General features: G+C 47.0%; 9 protein-coding genes. 6 read left to right on the top strand and 3 right to left on the bottom strand.

What is annotated here, in order from left to right; all coding sequences use genetic code 11:
- From CPA45_RS21590 to CPA45_RS21565, 6 genes are all read left to right on the top strand, one after another.
- The coding region (locus CPA45_RS21590) for a BapA/Bap/LapF family large adhesin (RefSeq protein WP_208858573.1) at nucleotides 1-1,894 on the top strand (1,894 nt) is incomplete at its 5' end.
- Nucleotides 1,895-2,290: 396 nt separating this feature from the next.
- Nucleotides 2,291-3,499: a TolC family protein gene (locus tag CPA45_RS21585; protein ID WP_096655216.1), complete on the top strand. Its 1,209-nt coding sequence runs from the start codon at nucleotides 2,291-2,293 to the stop codon at nucleotides 3,497-3,499.
- Nucleotides 3,500-3,559: 60 nt separating this feature from the next.
- Nucleotides 3,560-5,770 (top strand): type I secretion system permease/ATPase, encoded by a 2,211-nt coding sequence (locus CPA45_RS21580; protein WP_096655214.1) that lies wholly within the window; start codon nucleotides 3,560-3,562, stop codon nucleotides 5,768-5,770.
- Nucleotides 5,767-6,999, top strand: coding sequence for an HlyD family type I secretion periplasmic adaptor subunit (locus CPA45_RS21575; RefSeq protein ID WP_096655212.1), 1,233 nt, complete (start codon nucleotides 5,767-5,769; stop codon nucleotides 6,997-6,999). The genes CPA45_RS21580 and CPA45_RS21575 overlap by 4 nt, the downstream gene beginning before the upstream one ends.
- Nucleotides 7,000-7,008: 9 nt before the next feature.
- On the top strand, nucleotides 7,009-8,886 hold the full coding sequence (locus tag CPA45_RS21570) for a hypothetical protein (RefSeq protein ID WP_096655210.1): 1,878 nt from the start codon (nucleotides 7,009-7,011) through the stop codon (nucleotides 8,884-8,886).
- A 46-nt stretch (nucleotides 8,887-8,932) separates the two neighbouring features.
- A complete protein-coding gene (locus CPA45_RS21565; protein ID WP_165771606.1) occupies nucleotides 8,933-10,897 on the top strand; it encodes a Mur ligase family protein in 1,965 nt (654 codons plus the stop codon).
- Between the two features lie 455 nt (nucleotides 10,898-11,352).
- On the opposite strand, the gene CPA45_RS21555 is transcribed toward CPA45_RS21565, so the two are convergent.
- From CPA45_RS21555 to CPA45_RS21545, 3 genes are all read right to left on the bottom strand, one after another.
- Nucleotides 11,353-12,297, bottom strand: coding sequence for a hypothetical protein (locus CPA45_RS21555; protein ID WP_096655204.1), 945 nt, complete (start codon nucleotides 12,295-12,297; stop codon nucleotides 11,353-11,355).
- Nucleotides 12,298-12,328: 31 nt separating this feature from the next.
- The gene (locus CPA45_RS21550) at nucleotides 12,329-13,366 is read right to left on the bottom strand and encodes an alpha/beta hydrolase (RefSeq protein ID WP_096655202.1); all 1,038 of its coding nucleotides are present in this window, start codon (nucleotides 13,364-13,366) and stop codon (nucleotides 12,329-12,331) included.
- Nucleotides 13,367-13,757: 391 nt separating this feature from the next.
- Complete coding sequence (locus CPA45_RS21545) at nucleotides 13,758-16,937, bottom strand: UDP-N-acetylmuramoyl-tripeptide--D-alanyl-D-alanine ligase (RefSeq protein WP_096655200.1); 3,180 nt, start codon at nucleotides 16,935-16,937, stop codon at nucleotides 13,758-13,760.
- Nucleotides 16,938-17,310: the final 373 nt, after the last annotated feature.

The raw sequence follows: 17,310 nt of genomic DNA, 5'->3' as shown, positions 1-17,310 counted from the left end.
CGACGACGATACTGACGACGACGACGATACCGACGACGACGACGATACCGACGACGACGACGATACCGACGACGACGCCGATAGCGACGCCGATGTCGTAGCCTTCGATGACCTGGCTACTGCTGACGTCGGAATCGTACCTGTCTCGGAAAGCCGCTTTGACTCTGGCACCGACACTGTGCTGGTGAACATCGGCCAGGTGACAAATACCTACGAGTTCGAAGTCCCTGAAGGATCATTGACCGATGTTAGCTTCACCGCTGATGTGGGGTCGTTGTTGACAGTGTTGGATAGCGTCTCTGTCGATCTACAGGTCTTCGAGAACGGCCAGTGGGTATCTCTGGAGGATTCATCCAGTGCAGGTCTGCTCGATCTAATCGGGCTCTTTGGTGAGAATGCTCAAGTAGAAGCTAGTGGCTTGGAAGCTGGTGACTATCGCGTGACCTATGGTGGCGGTGGTTTGTTGGGACTTGCGACCAGTGTCGATTGGTCTGCAGAGTTCACCGATAACAGCCTGACCGATTACGAAGGTGTCGCTGGCGACCCGATCATGGGTAACGTGATCACCGACCCGAGCTTCGCCGAAGGCGAGCAAGACCAACTGGGTCTCGATAGCCTCGCGGTAGTGCACATCCTGGTTGATGGCGACTTCGTCGAGGCGGGTGCCGGTACCGTGGTCGAAGGTGAGCATGGTACGTTGACCATTGATGCTGATGGTAACTACGAGTACGTACCTAACGGTGACGTCGAAAGTGTCGGCCAGGTCGATGTCTTCGAGTACCAGTTGGTGCATCCAGATGGTTCTACTGATACGGCGAATCTATATATCCGTATCGATAGTGAGGATGCCGATCTGATCTGGGATGACAACGATCCGTCCGCACCAGCGATCGCTGTGATGGCGAACGATGACATCGATGCGGCGCAGATCGAAGTTGTCAACGTAGTCAGCACCACAACGGAGGAGGAAGCCATCGATTACAGCTGGTTCCTTGGAATCGGCGGTATTGTACTGGGTAGCACATCCGGCAGCACGGAGTTCTCTCTGGATGAGGACACGCTCACCGACCTTGCTATCAATATCGATGTGGGTAGCTTGGCCTCACTGCTCGACTCTGTCGACTTCCAGCTCTATAAATTGGAGGGTGATGGTAGCGAGACGCTGGTTATGGATATGGATCAGGCGAGCCTGCTCGATCTGATCGGTATTTTCCCGACCAGTGTGGCAGTTACCGTTGAGGGGCTTGAGGCCGGTAACTATCGCTTGGATGTATCCAACGGTAGTTTGGTGAGCCTCCCTGGTGGGGTCACTGTCGACCTAACCTACGAGACAACTCTCTTGACGGAGGTTGAGCCGGGAGACACGTTCGCTACCTCAGGTAATGTCCTCGCTGATGACAACCTGGGTTCCGAGCACACCACGCTGAGTGTGATGAACGAAGACGGTGTGTTCGTCATACCTGGGCATGGTGGTGTGGTTATCGAGGGCGAGTATGGTGTGTTGACCATCATGTCCAACGGTGACTATGAGTATGTGCCCAACGGTAGTGATCTCGGTGAGATTGGTCAGGCTGACAGCTTCACTTACAAGCTGACCCATCCGAATGGTGAGGAGTCGGAGGCAACACTTACCATCGACATCGAGGCGCATCCAGATAGCGTCGAAGGGTGGGAAGACCTCTACGAAGAGGTTGTTCCCTTGAGCCTGGAGGATGTGCTGGACCTTGGTGAGGAAGAATCCGAGGAGCTGGTATTCCCCGAGTCTGAGGACAACAACGAAGAGGAGGAGCAGGGAGAAAGTGGTACTGATGACTTTGAGGAGGTGCCGATGGGCGACTTCTCTGAGCCGCAGAATCCGCTTGACGATGAGTTTGGTCAGACTTCTATGATCTGATTAGTACTCTAACGTTGGCATAAATAACTGCCAAAGCACCGGGCCTTCGGGCCCGGTGTGTTTTGTGGTTAACTGAGGAAAAGAGTGAACCGCTAATTAAAATGATGATATGAAGTTTTTTGCCATCTATACCACCAACCGCTGTGGTATTTTTGGGAGGATGCTTAAGTGAAGCTTGAAACGTCAGCTAAGGTAGCAAACAGTAATAATGGAGTGATGCGCAATATGAGAAACCTCAGTGCTGACAAGATAAAAAAGACCCCCCACGTTGTATGTGCATTAGCAGTCGGTTTTTTGTCGTGGAGCGGGATAAACAATACGTGGGCACAAGTGGGCAGTCAGCCGACGCTGGGGGAAGGAACAAATCAACCAGCTCAAGCTATTCAAAACCTCACAATGAAAGACGCCGTGCAGCAAGCTGTTACGTGGTACCCCTCTATTACAGAAACACTAGGGCGTTTGTATCAGCAAAATGAGCAGGTGGCGGTGGCTCGTTCTGGGTACCTACCCCAAGTTAACGCTGGAATATCATCGGAGTACAGAACCTCCAGCAGCCAAACGGAAGAGGCCTTTAATGTCACCGCTTCCCAGCTGCTCTATGACTTCGGAAAAGTATCTAACGAAGTTAAAGCCGAGCAGTTTGGTGTGGAGCGTGACCAGGCCAGAGTGCTTTTGGCGATAGACCAGCTAGCACTTGAGGTCGCTCAAACAGTAGTTGAGATCCAGCGTTTTGAAGCATTGCTAGCGATTGCAGAGGAACAAGTGAGCGGCGTCAGCGACCTACAGGCACTGGCGGCTAGGCGTGCCGAGCTTGGAGCAAGCACACAGTCTGATGAGATTCAGGCCCAGTCAAGGGTGGAAGCTGCGAGAGCGACACGTGAACAGTTTCAGTCTCAACTGACTATTTGGCGTAATAATTTGCGTAGGCTAATAGGTGCTGACGGCCCCGTTCGCGTTAAAGACTCTCTTGCTGATGATTTAATGCAGGTATGCGAATTAGCCTCTGAGCAATTTAACAACGTGCCGGAAATCATGGTAGCTGATGCGCAGCGTGAGGAAGCAAGAGCTCAAATAGCTAGGCGCCAAGCGGACTTTTACCCAACACTTTCGGCGGAAGCAAGGTTCAACCAATTTATTAACCAAACGGGAGATGGGGATGATAATGATGTCTCGCTGCGGTTGAATTTATCCAGCAGCCTTTATCAAGGGGGAGCCACTCGTGCACAGCGGCGTTCAGCAGATTACGTGCTGCAAGCCCTGGAAGCGTCTAAAGATAATATTTTAATTGGCCTGCAAAGAAGCATTCAAGATGCCCAGGAACAAACGCGTGGTGCGCTGAGCCGTATTGATATTTTGGAAGCCAGGGCAAACAGCATAGTGAGGACGCAGGAATTATATCGCCAGCAGTACTTATCGCTGGGAACTCGTTCACTTCTGGATTTGTTAAACGCAGAGGAAGAAATACATCAGTCGCGTTTTGACCAAGAAAATGCACGTTACGATATGTACGCCGTTCAACTTGACTGCCTTTATGCGTCTTCAGGGTTTCGTAGTATGTTTGATATAAGTGATGAAACCGTTCAGGGAATTAGTCTCTCACCATAATTTTTACATGTCGTCTGCGGTTTTAGTACTTCAATCTGCTTAGAGTTTAAGGTGTATATAATGCTAAATGAGCGCCCGGAAGGCCCTAGCGAGACGCAAGACGTAAATTTTGATCATTGGATAGAAGCCATGGTGATGGTGGCCCGCCATTATCGATTAGATTATTCAGCTGAAAATGCAAAAATCAGTTCTGCGTGGTATCGAGATCTGGCACTTCCTGATGCGCTCCGTAGCATTGCTTATCAGCTTGGAATGACGCTGACTATCGAGCCCTTTAAAGCTAAATCTATTACTCCTTGGCAGCTACCTATTGTTGTGCAGTTTGAGAATGGTCAATTAGCTGTTGTGGAAACGCTTAGCAGTCAAAATGAGGTGGGGTTAGTCTATTGCGGTGAAGAAGGTATAAAAAGCAGGCTTGACCTTAGTGTTCTTGAACAGCATGTTGTAGGTATTTTTATACCCCGGCCTGCCCGCTCGGTGCCAGATTCGCGAGTAGATGAGTATGTAAAGCCTTACGAGAAGAACTGGCTAAGGAAAATTGTTCTCCGGGACTTTAAACCTTATGGCCATGTCATGCTGGCCGCTTTACTTGCGAATACTTTAGCTCTGGCGGGGATCATCTTTACACGGCAAGTCTATGATCGTGTGATACCAGCCGAGTCTTACTCGACACTTTATGTACTGTTTAGCGGCGTTGTCGTTGCGCTCCTGTTTGATTTTATTTTGAGACGAATGAGAGTGCGAGTGACAGACTTGTTGGGGAAACGTGCTGATTTACGCATGTCTGACAAGGTATTTGGACATGCGCTTAGAATTAAAAACTCACAAAGGCCTACGTCAACGGGTACCTTTATTTCTCAAATTCGCGAATTGGAGCGTGTGAGAGAGTTGATGACATCCACTACTGTCACTGCCTTTTCAGATATGCCTTTTTTTATCTTATTTTGTTTTGTTTTTTGGTATATCGCGGGCTCTTTAGTATTGGTCCCTATTATGGCGCTTGTTTTGTTAGTGCTCCCTGCTCTTCTCGTTCAGGGTAAACTAAAAGTATTAGCTTATGAATCTATGCGGGAGTCTTCATTAAGAAATGCCATGCTGGTTGAATCTGTACAGGGCATGGATGATATCAAAGCATTACAAGCAGAACCACGATTTCAAGGCCAGTGGAACCATTACAATGCCGAAGTTGCAGATGTTAATTTAAGGATTAGATATATTACAAACTCCTTAAGTGTTTGGGGGCACGTTATTTCGACAGGGGTTTTCGCTACGGTAGTGTTGTTTGGTGCCCCAATGGTAATGTCTGGAGATTTAACAACGGGGTCGTTAGTAGCGGCATCTATTTTGGCCTCTAGAATGCTTTCACCTATGTCAGGTTTGACGCAAGTGCTAAGTAAGTGGCAGCAAGCCAAGGTTGCCACTGAAGGGCTTAACAAAATAATGCAACGCTCTACTGACTACCCTGAAACAGAAAAAAGTGTACATCGCCCTGTTGTGAATGGTGAGTTCCAATTTAATGAAGCCAAATTTAAGTATAGCGATGATGCCAAACGGCCTTCACTTTATGTTAAGACATTACAGATAAAGCCAGGAGAGAGAATTGCCATACTAGGGCGTAATGGTGCCGGTAAGTCTACGCTACTGCAGGCGTGTTCAGGTATGTTGGAACCCCAGGAAGGTGAGTTGACGCTAGATGGTATTCGCCTTTCACATATTGACCCTGCTGATGTAAGACGCGATGTATCTTTTCTTAGTCAGAGCGCGAGACTTTTTCACGGTGCTATTCGCGAAAATCTGCTAATGGCAAAGCCACTAGCCTCGGATCAGGATTTAATCGATGCTTTAGAAATGTCCGGTGCGATAGATTTTATTCGTAAGCTTCCAGATGGGCTGGACCATGTAATTCTTGAAGGTGGTACTGGCCTTTCAGGGGGGCAGAAGCAAGCTCTGTTACTGGCGCGCAGTTTCCTTCGTAAACCTAATGTCCTACTGCTTGATGAGCCTACTGCCTCGCTGGATGACGGCTCGGAAAAGCGTATTATTCAATCACTAAGCGCATTGGATAAAAATAAAACAATGCTGATAGCGACACACCGTATGGCGTTATTAAGCTTAGTTGACCGTATTATTGTGGTTGATAACGGCTGTATTGTGATGGATGACAAAAAAAATAAAGTACTTGCCCAGCTTACACGTAAACCGGCCACAGCTAGGCGTGAAGTGAATTCGTCACAAAATAGGCAGGGTAAGCGTGGGGAGGAGCCATCATGAAGCAGTCAGGCAACTATAGAGCAGATTCAAAAAACTTACTCTTCCTTGATTTTAAAGGTGATCAGCAGCGCTATAGTCAGGAAATTGACGATGCAAAAGTAGTGCGGTCAACGCGTATTATCTGGTGGGTGCTGGCAGTATTTTTAGGTTTAGGGGTATGGGCCTATTTTGCAGAACTTGTCGAAGTTTCTTCAGGTGGTGGCAAGGTGATTCCGTCTTCAAGAGAGCAAGTTATTCAGTCACTTGAAGGGGGGATTCTAGCCACTTTAAACGTACGAGAAGGGGATATTGTAGAAGCAGGGCAGGTGCTTGCTCAATTAGATCCGACACAGTCTGAATCTAGCGTTGATGAAACAGCGGCAAGATACCGTGCGGCCTTAGCTCGGGTAAGTAGACTGGAAGCAGAGGTAAATGAAGAGACTTTGAGTTTCCCTGAAGAGCTTAATGCCTATCCAGCCCTACTTGCTCGTGAACGTTTGCTGTATACAACAAGAACGAGAGCATTGGAGAGCTCGCTTTCAGGTATTGAAGAGACATTGGCAATAGTGCGTGAAGAGCTAGGGCTGACAAGGTCTTTGGTGCAGGTGGGGGCAGCAAGCAATGTGGAAGTATTAAGACTGCGCCGCCAGGAGTCAGAACTTAAGCTTCAGGCCGCTGATGTTCGGTCAGAGTACTTTGTCCTGGCTAGAGAAGAGCTTTCAAAAGCTCGTGCTGATGTTGAAGCTTTTTCTTCTGTGGTGCGGGGACGTTCGGATACGCTGACCCGGCTCACAATGCGTTCCCCAGTAAGGGGGGTGGTAAAAGATGTTGAGGTAACAACCACGGGAGGCGTTATTCCACCCAACGGCCGATTAATGACGATTGTGCCTTTGGATGACCAACTGCTAATTGAAGCGCGTATCTCGCCACGAGACATCGCTTTTATTCATCCTGGACAGTCTGCTAGCGTTAAAATAACGGCTTACGATTACAGTACTTACGGTGGAATGGAGGGGGAGGTAGTGACGATTTCTCCTGATACAGTACAGGATGAAGCAGACCCTACTATCTTTTACTACCGTGTATTTGTAAGAACTGAAAGCGATTCCTTAGAAAATGATGCAGGTACACAGTTTGCTATTGTGCCGGGCATGATTGCGACCGTTGATATACGGACGGGCAGTAAAACGGTCTTTGACTATCTAATAAAACCAATGAATCACGCTCGAGAAGCGCTGAGAGAAAGATAGGAGAAAGTAATGTTATCAGAGTATGAACTGTTTGAATCTGGTCGTTGTAAAGACGGGCAGCATCCCCTTACTGCACTGGTGAGAGAATTTCTAGGAAGTGACGGTGATAAGAGGTCTCTAGAGGGGGTTGATATTTCACTAAAAGAGCTGCTTTCTCTGATCCCCAAAGAACATCAGGATGGTGTTGCGATAGTTATTTATCAGCCTGGACTAAAAAGGATTCTAGTGGCTAGGCGAAGAGGTGAGCTGGTTGATAATTTGAAGCGCGCGCTGACTGTAGTAAAGAATCATGCAAGGTTTGGCGATTTCGATATAGATAAGGCCCGAATACAAATAGATTTTTTTGGTATTTATCGTGAACGGGTCAAGCTCAATGAACTTGTGTTTGGCCAGATCCACGATAATCGATTTGAGTTTGGTGTTGATGGGTTGATTATTAGAAAAGAGGGCAAGAGTCGTTTTTTTCTTCCCGGTGATGGGTATGTTAGATCCATCTATGCTAGAAAACAGTTGGTTCAATACATTCGTCGTTTGACGAAAGGAATGGAGCTTGAATCTAGTGAAATAGAACAGATACGCTCGACGAGCATAGTCAGTTATGAGAAAAACTGGCTCCGATTGTATAGAGGGCATCCGGTTCGAAGCAGAACATCCATGGAAGATGTGGAACGTACCTGTGAGCGTGCAATAGATCATATCGTCAAATACCACCGAGATGACCACCGTTTTTTGTACTATTATGATGCTGCTGCGGATACAGAACGTAATCACGAACACCCTAAGCGAGACCCTGTCAATAACCCTTATTATAATGATCTTCGCCATGCGGGGGGAGTTGTCACTTTAATGTTGGCCTATCAGAACGGGCGACAAGAGCTTAAGCCATTAATTGATGACATGATGGTTTTCATCGTCGACAATCTGGTGAGCTATAAAACCCCTAATGGCCAAGTTGGCCGATATGTTTATTACAATAGAAAGTCGAAGCTGGGCGGCTCTGGTTTGGCATTGTATGCTTTTTCCCTATATCAATCAGTGTTTAACGATGATCGATTTGCCTCGATTGCGCAGGAGGTCTTCAATCACCTGTTGGAACAAATCACAAATACTGGTGAGTTCATATATTACAATATCTATTTAGATAAGGAAGTTGCTGTCCAAGATAATGAGAATTATTTTTCCTTCTTCTACCCTGGAGAAGCTCTGATTGGCCTTGCGACGTTCCTCAAGTATGTAGGTGTTGAAGGGGAGCGGCGAGAATATGCAATAGAAAAAGTAAAGCATGCCCTTCATTTTCTTCTGGTCGAAAGACCTATAACCCATGCGTCACATTACTCGAGTCTGCCATCCGATGCATGGCTGATGGGGGCGATTAATGAGCTATGGGATATGCCGGAGTTTCAGGAAAAGATGTACTCTGATTTTGTGTTCAGCGATGCTGACAAAATGGTTGAACAGATGTACGCTAAAGAAGATGCACTTTTCCCAGACTATGTCGGAGCGTTCTATTATCAGTATGGTGATTTGCCTTATCCAGATGGCGCTCGTTTGGAAGGGTTGGTTGCAGCACTGGCCCTTGCCATGAAGATGGCAGAGGGGGAAAGGGCACTGCATTACGCAGCAGCCCTGGTGAGAGCCACTAGGGCAACAATGCTTCTGGCAAACTCACCTGAGTCACTCTATTTTGCCCCTAATCCAGAAAAATCTCTCGGTGGTATACGATTCAAACTGACACGGCATTGGTTCAGGATTGATACCATACAGCATGTTGTTTGTTATTATTATAGGTTTATAGGCTTATATGAGAAGTTGCTGAAAGACGGGAAAAGGTTTAAAGACGAGTTTGATAATGATGGTGTCGAGAGCCGCGATCTTGCTATCAGTTAAAGAGTAATACGCTTCTGAAGCTATTAGATGTTTTCTGGGGGATATGATGAATTATTCTGAGGTAGTGGGAATGGCGCTACAGGGGAACAAGAGTAATGAGCTTCCTGTGTACGATGTTAATCTCCCTGAAGACATTGATATCGCCATGAATGGCCGGTTGGATGAACGCTTATTGATACAAGTGCCTGGAGGTAAGCTGCATCATTTAGCGGCTCACTCATGGAATGAAATGCGTCTTGCGGCAATAAGGGACAAAGTATTTCTTGAGCCTGTGGTAGGGGCGAATTGCTATAGGAACTTTCGTGATCAATCAAGAATTTTTCATAAAAGATATTCTGAAGCTCCTGTTGAAGGTACATCTCCTGTAACTTGGGAAGGAAAGGTTTGGTGGCTTCGGCCTGGAAGAGCTCCCGCAGCAGTACCTGGTGCAAGCAAACATGGTTTTGGCTTGGCTGTAGATATTCAAAGAGCAAAGAGGTGGACAAAAGAGCTTAACTGGTTGTTAAGGAATGCCCAGAGGTTTGGGTGGTGTTGGGAGTTACAAGAGGAACCCTGGCATTTATGCTTTTTCCTTGGTAAGAAATTAGAATTGGAAGAAGAAGAAGCTGTATATGAGGAATATAACTGGGATTCAAAAAGGCTACTGACGGCTACAAAAGGCAAATGGGTTCAGCCGCCGAGAGAGTTAGAAAAGTGGCGTGCGACAGGGCTATGCATATATGGGCCGTCAATGCAGCCTGGGCGGATGATAGTTGCTCGTCCCAAGGGGAGTTCCAGATATATTTCTTCTACTATGATCGACAAATTACCCCTAACTCCTCAAGCGGTAATAACTGAAGAAGATGATTTTATAGTGGGGCAGAACCTTCCTGTATTGAAGGTTAGAAATGTAGAGGCTGCTATATTTGATATGGGGTTTTATGCTAGACGAAAAATATCAGGAAAAATTATAGGTATCACTGGAAGTGCAGGAAAAACAACAACGGTATCAATGTTGTCTCATATTCTCAAACTGTGGGGGAGCGTAGGGAAAACTCAAGGGACTGCGAATAAACCGAAAGGGATAGCTTGGAACTTGGCTTCTTTCCCATGGAGGGCGCCACACTGTGTTGTTGAAATGTCTATCGCACAGATGCCCTTGAATTCTGCTTTTGTACGGCCAGATGTGGCTATTTTTACGAATGTCGCACCTGCTCATCTGGAGTATTATAAAACGACAGAGGAAATTGCGAGGAAGAAAAGTAAGGTTTTCTCGTTCATGCCACCTAGTGGGATAGCCATAATCAATAGAGATATGGCTGAATGGCTAATTGTATATTCTGAGGCTAAGAGATGTGGGCTCAGAGTGGTGTCTTTCGGAAATCACCAAGATGCTGATTCACGATTGATTTCATACTCCCCTGGGAGCGGCAAAGTTTGTGCAGATATAGGGGGCGAGGAGTTTAAATATAGCCTTGGGGCCCCAGGATTGCATATGGTAATAAATAGCTTGGCATGTCTATCGGCGATACATGCTTTAGGGATGGATCTGAAGCCAGCACTAGCTGCTTTCTCATTATTTAAAGCAGTATCTGGGCGTGGGGAAGTTGCGGATGTAATTATAGATGGAAAGAAAATCAAGATAATTGATGAGGCCTATAATGCGAACCCCGCATCTATGAAAGCTTCAATAAAGATGATGGAAGATATGCCCCATTCTTCAGGGCGGAAGTTGCTCATTGTAGGCGATATGCTTGAGCTCGCTGATGATACTGTATTACGTCATCAAGACTTAGTTCCCAATATTGTATCTTGTAAAGCGGAGTGCGTCATTCTGGTAGGTGAGCACATGCCGAGGATTCAGAGGTTGCTAGAAAATGAAGGGGTGAACTGTTTTTCATTCAAAACATATAAAGAACTAATGAGAGAGGTTGTTGGTGTTTTAAGAGATGGAGATGTTGTGTTGTTGAAGGGGTCTAACAGTGTAGGTCTGCATAAGGTTGTGAGTTTTCTGAATGCCGAATCCTCATAGTATTAGAGGTGTTTTTGAATTTCTTCTCTGGTTTTTCAGCTGTTTAATGGCTTCGGTTTTGCTCTTATCCGAAGCCTTTTTTGTATTATGCTCGATATTTATCTGTATTTTTTATTGGTGATTTTCAACCTGGTTGCTCAATAGCTGCTCTTAAGCAGTCTCTTGATTAAGCTCGATTTCGTGCACGGTAGTCCTCCTGTTTTTAGAGGGGACGCATTCAAGTGGTTACGACAATACTTCTGCCAGCTTATCGAAAGGACTATAGAAGCTAAGAGTGTTTCTGGGGGATTAGCGACTTTCCTTGGATTTGGCGAGACCATTACAATTATGTTAGCCCTCACTGCTCATCGCCCGTTGAATATGCTCAAAGGGCGGCATGATATAGAGAGTCTCATTGAGCCAATGGCACTAATCTAGGGGGAAAGGTCAGTGCTAATCCCGAGGAGCGGTCGCGTTTATTGTGCTTTAAGAAGACGGTAAACAATATTCAGCATTGAGACATTATTGGCTGCATCGCTACGGTCTGCATTCGGCCATGATTTTTGCCTGCGGTTCTCGACATGGCTTATTTGTCTATCAAGCTTATCAAAGGCTTCCAGTATCTCGATGATGGCAGCGCTCCCATGTGTCGTGGCTTCGTCGTGAATGATCTGCTCGCCATTAACGTAGCTACGTGATAGTAGGTCGTCAGTGTAGCGCCGCTCTCCCAGTGTGAATGGAGAGACGGCATCCAGAAATGCCATCCAAAAGGCAACGGCGCCATAGGACTGTGAAAATAGGGCTTCTTCATCCTCTGGCGTATGTGGGATTAATCCCATGGGGTAACTACGCTCACCCAGCAGGCCTTCTGACCAACGTGCGGTACCCTCTAGGTACCAGCTGTTCTTGAGTACGCTGTAACCGTACTGGTAGAGATGAAATAGCTCGTGTGCAGGGGTCAGGTTGCCTGCTTTTAGCTCGCTAGAAAGACCTATTAGCAAGACACACGGCTTCTCTGCATGTGTTGTATCACGATGTGGTGGGTCGAATGCCACACCGTTACCATTTAGGTTACGCATGCTGACGTAGATTCTCTCCACCCCCGCACGCTCGTAGCGATACTGGTCAAATGGGTGCGTGAATCCTAAAGCCCCCAGCACATCGCGCATGGTAATTAGCTGCAGCATAGTGTCTTCAATAATATCTGGGATATCGTTATTGTTGAGGTCTGTCAGATCAGCAAGTGCATTGTCCCCGCTCAAATCATAGAAAATGGCAAACTCATCAACATCATAACGATGTTGATAATGATCAGACGATGTTCGGTTAGAGCATTCACTCTGCTCTGTGCCTTGTGCGGATACCGGGGAGGACAAAAGAAAAAGCAGTGTTACGGCTGCTATTATTCGCGCGTTGTTCATATCAGGCCTTTAATGGCTTTTTGTCGTTCGATTAGGAGGTGTTTCTCATATCTTCACTTACTATAGCAATTCGAATATCCTCGATGTTTGCTCCTTTGGCTATTAAAGCAGCTGCTTTTTTACCATGTTCCCTGAGTGCATGCCGTTTGGGTAATGGAGCATGGGCGTATATGTGGTGAACGGTTAGCTCTTCTTTTTTAAGCCTATTGACATAGAGAACTTGGGAGTTAAATGGGATTACTCTATCCCTTGGGTCTGAGATAATTATGATTATTGGCTGCGGATCTTTAGGAATATCTGCGATGCCTTCTGTAGGGTCATATAGCATTTCAATCGGATGTTTTTTTGCCCCGGGGATCGGGCGGATTTTCCTCCAGCGGCGTGTTAGAAAATGTACCGGCAGCAGTCCTGAAGTGATTACTGCGGCAGATATATCCTGGCGTAGGTTCAGCATAGCCGCTGCTATTTGTCCTCCTCCAGACTGCCCTGTCACTATGAACTCTCCAATTTTATACTTTTTTTTCAGAAGGTTAAGTGATTCGTTCATGAGTTTGATTTCAGTAATTTGGCGCCTGTTGTCATGATTTCCTGATGAGCCGAACGTACCTGGGCGGCCGACATAAAGAGCTGGGATATTTGCATCGGCAGCCCACTGCTGCACTGCTTGAATGACTTTTTGTGGAGAGTTGCTTTTATAGCTGTGGACTACTCGGCGCTCTCCCTTGGTGGTTCTGAGTGTTAAATCACCTGGAAAGAAGACCATAACCTTAGGATTTTCTGAGGAGTTTAGCCCCGCAGGGTAGTAGCGAATGCACTCGTTCGCATGCTGAGTTTTTACCCATAAGGAAAAGGGAACATTGGCGGCGTGTTCTTGTGTGCAAAAGGTGCTGTGCAATACATCACTTGAACTAAAGCTCTCATCTCCAAGTGGGATTGACAGTAGTCGAGGCTCTTGTGGGGCATAAGCTGGTAGGTTTCCCCTACGTAGGATTTCTGCATTTCCTATACCTATCCTGGCTTTAATATCGGTAATGTGCCATCGAATTTTCTTTTTTATATTGTTAATCATGCTGAGTTTATTCCTTTTGATAATATTACGTTTAAGTTAGTTGCGCAGAGCTTTAAGTTAGGCTCTCCTATAGGGTACGGCGGCTTTGAATTTACAAGTAAAGCTTTTGCCTCTGAGGAGGCATAGGGCCGTAATTTCTTAGGCCAGTATTTGTTGTTAATTAAGAAATGCTCTGCCTTAGTGAGTAATTGGGTAAATTGTAGAAGCGTGCTTGCTGACTGGAGCCGCTAAGCATGAGTTTAGATCACTAACTACTCAGGATGCTTGGGGGAAGGCTGCGCAGGCACAGCACATAGGCATGTGGCCAGTACCTCAGGTATTCGAGTAAGCCCTGCATGGTTTGCAAGGGGTCCTGGGGGTGAGCCATCAGGGCATTTTGTGCGGAGCTTCTTTAAGGTCTTTCGCCTTCCATCCAAGCGACGACTTTATGCATTCCTGTGCTGTTAGAGCCTTTCACAAGTACACCGTCACCATCACTCAGGGCGTCTGCCAGTACTGTTTTCAAGGCATCGATAGAGGTCACATGAGCACCTTGCTGTGCAGCAGGCAAACGCTCCCAGAATGTGCGGTAATGTGGTCCGACCACATATAGGGTATCGATTTTCGCATGTTCGACAGCTTCCAAAAGAGCCGTGTGGTACTGCTCGGCTGATGCCCCTAGGTCTTCCATTTGGCCAAGAATCGCTACTCGACGGCCTGTGACATTGAGATACCCCAGGCGCTCTAGTGCAACAGACATTGAACCTGGATTAGCATTGTAGGCATCATTGATTAAGGTCAATCGACGTCCCATGAAATTGAGGCGCTTCTCAGCTCCACGTCCTGGTAAAGATTGGAACGTCTTCAGACGTTCTAGTGCTGGTACTATGTGGTAGTCCAACGCTGTAAAGACGGCTATTACTGCAAGGCTATTCAGGGCCATGTGACGGCCTGCTGCTCCAATTTCAACACTTTCTTGTGGCCCGCCATAACGTGAGAAAGTAGCAATTTGTGTTGTGTTGTTATAGCTAATCAACTGTATGTCACTCTTCTTGTGCTCACCGAACAATATTACGCGTTGCTTGTTCTTAATCGCGGCCGAGTAGACCATTTCAAACTCAAGCATGTCTCGGTTGATGACAGCGACTCCTCCCGGTGACATGCCCTCGAAAATAGCGCTTTTGACGCGAGCAATATCTGCAACCGTGTGTGAACTTCCTATATGTGCCGGATGGACATTCAGAAAGACAGCAACCTGCGGCCGTGCCATTTTGGAGCTAGTCGGCATCCTGCCTACTGCCATTTCTAGTACTAGATGTGGCGTATCCCACCCCGCTGAAGAAAGATTCCAGGCAACGCCGTGCGGTAAATTTGCATTGTGTGCGCTGGCATAAACTTCACCTCGGGTTGCTAGAGCGTGCGCTAACATAGCCACGGCCGTTGTTTTGCCCGAGCTACCGGTTACTCCAATAACAACACCGCTCATTTGATTTCTTGCATAGCGTCCAAGAGCTAAGATTGCTTCCCCACTGTTGTCGACCTTTAGTATTGGGAGCCCGTTGTTCTCAAGCTCACTCGCGGATGATGAGGATGAACTCACCATAAGGCCTGCTGGTGTTGGTAAAATGCGCACATGGCTTGGCAGCACGCCAACCTTTTCGTCCTCGCCTCTCACGACCACCAGGTCGCCGTAGCAGGCACTCGGCGCAAAGTACTTAACCCCCTTAGCGGACCAATCTTTCGCGGGTCTTCGGAGCCAGCGTCCACCTGTGGCTACCTCTAAGTGGTGGGTATTCCAGACACGGTCGTTGGCAACGAGGACTTTTGTACAGGGTGCCTTCAGATAGTGCAGCAGATAAGCCACATACCCCGACAGATAGTGCTCCACATCATCGATGCGTACGCGGAAGCTGTGGTGACGAATAAAAAAGCTACCCATAATGCGTTGCGGGTTCTGAAAATAGATGGAAAATTCTGGCCAGAAAAAACCATTGAGCAAGTAGTGTGCCCGTGCCTCTAAGGCGTGGTAAAACTTTTTCAGATTGATTTGCTCCAGCAGATGCCGGTGCTGGTCGCTTGCTTCCAGGCGTGTAATCATTTTGTGGGCTGCCATCATTAGTTCAAGCAGTGTTGGGAAGGTAGTAATACGCCCAATCACAAAATCAAGATGCCCGGCAACGTTTTTGATACCAAATTGGTAGTAACGCGCTTCTGGCCGATACAGGGTTAATTCATTGACGCAGTAGCTAAGCCAGTGGTCATGGATTTTCCAGTGCTCTTTCTCGATGAAATACTCGAACGCCTTTTCAACCGTGTTCAACCAGCGCTCATCTTTAGTAAGACCGTATAGGCGCATTAGCCCAAAAGCGGCCTCCCCATCATAGTAGATGATGCGGAATTCTTCTTTGGTGCTGAGGTCATCGGCATTTAAAACGTGGTAAAGCTGTCCAGTTTCCTGGTTTTGCATGCGCTGTATGCCGAGCGCTAGCTGCTCCATAAGCGGCAAATACTGCTGGTCATTGGTAAGCTCTGCGTACTTAACGAGTGCCAGCAGGCATACCGCGTTACCGCCGAGCTTTATTTCATTATTATCATCTTGTAAGTAAGCAAGGGTTTCACCTGAAGGCAGTGTGTATTGGCGAATTAGCTCGCTAGTTAAGTGCTTGATAGAGCGGTCTATCGCAGATTTTAACTCACTGCTTTTAGTAACCTCCCAAGCTTCAAGCATAGAGTAGGTGGTACTGGTGTGGCGGAGTGTATTGTAGGCCTTAATTTCTCTGTCGAAGCAGGGGTGAATGCCATAAATAAAGCGGCCTTTTGCATCGACCTGCTCTGCTAGGAATTGGCTGGATTGCTGGATTAATGACGTTACCTGTACGGGGTCTAGCTTCTCGATAATCCGCCGCCCTGTGTTACGGCCCTCTGTGCCACCGCTGTAGCCGTGAAGTAGTTCATAGGGTTGATCGGGCTGCACTAAAATGGCCTGCGTAGTAAAGAGCAGGGCTTGATCTTGAGCACGAGAGGGTAACGAGAAGTGCTTGCCGTAGCGTTTCACGCCATAGCTGAGAAAGTTTTTCTTGTTAAGCGCGGCTTTGGGCTGTCTAGCGCCAAGATACAGCATTGCATTCGCGTTGAGCTCTTGCTCTAGAAAGGCGTAGCGGAAGTTGGTATCTAGAGAGATACCGTAGCGGAAGTAGTTACGCTTTACGCTGTGCATTTCCTTTAAGCAGTCTGCCCAGGTCATGGCCCGCTTTTCGGTTACCCAGTCAATACGTAGCCAGCGTACCTTAGGCGACTCTTTAAATTTTCGTTGCTGCCAATCAGCAAGCTTTTTCCACACCTCAGCTAGATGTTTGCCTGAAAACTGCACCACGGTTGCCCGTTGTAAGCCATCAGTAAATGATAAAAATATGGTAAGCACTTTATCTGCTGGCAAGTGGGCTTTCGACAGCTCTTTTTCCAGTGGGGTTTTGGCCTGCAAAATTAACTCTGAGAGCTTTTTTGCGGGGTGTTCGCTGATTAGGCTACGTACCTGAGGCTGACTGGTCTTAAACACAATGGCAGGCTTTTTGATTAGTGATTGCTGGCGCATGCTGTGCTTACCTTTGGTTAAGTATTTTGTATCTGGCTAAGTTAAAGTTATCTTTTTATTCTACCAAAGCGGAATCGACCCTGACATGACAATAAGTGCGGCATTTTTTTTGACATGGCATAGGTGTTGGGCTCTTTAAAAGAATATATCAACTATTGCTTTCTGGTGTATATCAACTATTGCTTTCTGGCGGTAGTTGTAGCTTCCTTGATTTATTTGCTGTAACCCTTAGCCGCCGAGGAGAGAGGTAATACACATTTATGTGTCCTGCTGCTCCAGTGGGCAGGACGGACTGCACTGTTAATTTTTTTGCATTTGGCGCGGTATGCCTGAGCCTTTACTAGTGATGTTATGTTGAGTGTCACAAGCGAGT

The organism is Vreelandella nigrificans, from assembly GCF_002374315.1.
Classification (GTDB): domain Bacteria; phylum Pseudomonadota; class Gammaproteobacteria; order Pseudomonadales; family Halomonadaceae; genus Vreelandella; species Vreelandella nigrificans.
This window is presented reverse-complemented; position numbering and strand designations above follow the sequence as displayed.